This window comes from Candidatus Cardinium hertigii (genome assembly GCF_050864855.1).
In the GTDB taxonomy this organism is placed as follows: domain Bacteria; phylum Bacteroidota; class Bacteroidia; order Cytophagales; family Amoebophilaceae; genus Cardinium; species Cardinium hertigii_C.
The window spans coordinates 1-2,111 of the sequence record NZ_JBOZWW010000072.1 but is presented as its reverse complement, the minus strand read 5'-3'; the positions used below and the strand labels follow the sequence as shown (position 1 = coordinate 2,111).

Here is a 2,111-nt window from a genome sequence, read left to right as displayed (position 1 = left end):
CTTTTTAGTATGTATAATTTGGTGTCTCCTAGGTCACGTATACGCGGCGCAAAACGAAACCCAAGCAAGTGCATTAAAGCAAAAACATGATCAGTAAAACCGGCTGTGTCAGTATGATGTTCTTCAATACGTAGATCTGACTCATGGTATAGTAAGCCATCAAGTACATAGGTTGAATCTCGTACACCTATATTTACCAATTTAGTATTAAAAGGTGCGTATTGGTCGGAGATATGTGTGTAGAACAGACGTCCTGGTTCAACGCCATATTTGGGATTAATATGGCCAGTACTTTCTGCCTTACCTCCGGCTTTGAAGCGTTGCCCATCGGATGATGATGTGGTGCCATCTCCCCAATTTGCAGCAAACTTGTTGTTAAACTGGGCATTAACTAACTCAGCCAATGCAGCTGAGTAGGTTTCATCTCTAATATACCAAGCCTGTAACCAGGATAACTTGGCATAGGTCGTACTAGGGCAAGACTCGGCCATTTTGGTTAATCCAAGATTGATACCATCCGATAAAATTGCCGTCAACAACAAGTTTTTATCCTTGGCAATATCTCCGCTTTTCAGGTGAGTGAAATGCTTAGTAAATCCAGTCCAATCATCCACCTCTATCAACAATTCTGTAATTTTAACATGTGGGAGTAAAGCTGATACTTGTTCTATCAGTGCTTGTGCGTTATCGGGTACAGTCGAATCAAGAGGTGTGATCTTTAGGCCTGAACCAGTAATAATAGCATCGGGTAAGTTATTAGATTTGGCTAGAATATTGGACTTAGTAAGTTGTTGTTCCAGCAATAATAGTCTGTCATTTAGATATTTTTCACATTCTGTTACTACAGCCAGTGGTAATTCTCTTGACAGTTTGAGACTCATAAATTGATCCATAGGTACCAGATATGAATCAAAGTCCTTGAATTGTCTGGAACCTTCTACCCAAATATCACCAGAACGTAGAGCATTCTTAAGCTCTGACAAAGCACATAGTTCATAATAACGTCTATCTATTCCATTACTAGTAAAAACAAGTTTAGACCAGCGAGGTTTGACAAATGCGATGGGAGCATCCAAAGGCATCTTACGGGCATTATTATTGTTCATTGTACGTAGTAGATCGATAGCATCAAGCACACCTTTAGTTGCCGGAGTGGCTCGCAACTTTAGAACAGATAGAAATTCCGGTGCATAACGGCGAATCGTGGCATAGTTTTGGCCGATACGATGCAAGAAATCAAAATCAGCAGGTTGTGAAAGCTTTTTTGCTTCAGTAACGCTAGCAATAAATCTTTCCCACGGTATGACAGCCTCTATTGCGGCGAACGGATCTCCTCCGTTCTGTTTAGCATCCATCAGTGCCTGTCCAATCTGGGCATACATTCTTAGTTTTTCATTAATAGCTTTTCCGGAAGCCTGAAATTGCTCTTGATGTCTATTTTTGGCCAAATTGAATAACTTGCCAATGATTCGGTCGTTCAGGTCAATAATTTCATCTGTTATCGTGGCTGTTCCTTCAATGGCTAGCGCAACTAAGGTGGCATAACGTCGCCGAACCTCGAACCTTGCCAAGTCAGCTGATGTCATCTGACTACCTTCACGGGCAATCTTTAGCAAACGATTCTGGTGAATCTTACGATCGATATCTGTAGGTAAATCAATAGAATGCCAAACCTTTAGTCTTTTAATGTGTTCGAGCATATGACGTGAATTCGGCTTAGAGGGAGATTCTCGTAACCAAGACAACCAAGTCATTTTACTGTCCGTTTTACACTTTAGCAGTTCATCTAAACGAAGAAGATGGGATGGAAGTAAAGAATCAGTTAAAGATGCATAAATACGCCGGTTAGAACAAGATACAGCTTCTGAGCAAATGCGGTCTATAAGGGGTCACCTTGGATATTGGAAATTATTGTACGTTAAGGTTTTTTTTGTATTGTTCTATGTTAGCAGATCTGAGAGATCTGAACTTACCTGATGTTGTTTTACGCTTTCTTGGCCAGATATAATCGCCTGTCAGATTGATATGCTCCCATCCTAATGGGGATAGATGGGATAACAATTGATCATTGATTTTGATTCCCTGTTTTTTCAGAGAGTCGACAGCTCTTT

1 protein-coding gene and 1 pseudogene are annotated in these 2,111 nt (G+C 40.5%); both read right to left on the bottom strand.

What is annotated here, in order from left to right:
- Positions 1-1,856, bottom strand: a pseudogene (locus tag ACRRVB_RS04970) (Tn3 family transposase); the annotation flags it as partial.
- Positions 1,857-1,908: 52 nt separating this feature from the next.
- The coding region (locus tag ACRRVB_RS04965; protein WP_432466849.1) for a Tn3 family transposase at positions 1,909-2,111 on the bottom strand (203 nt) is incomplete at its 5' end.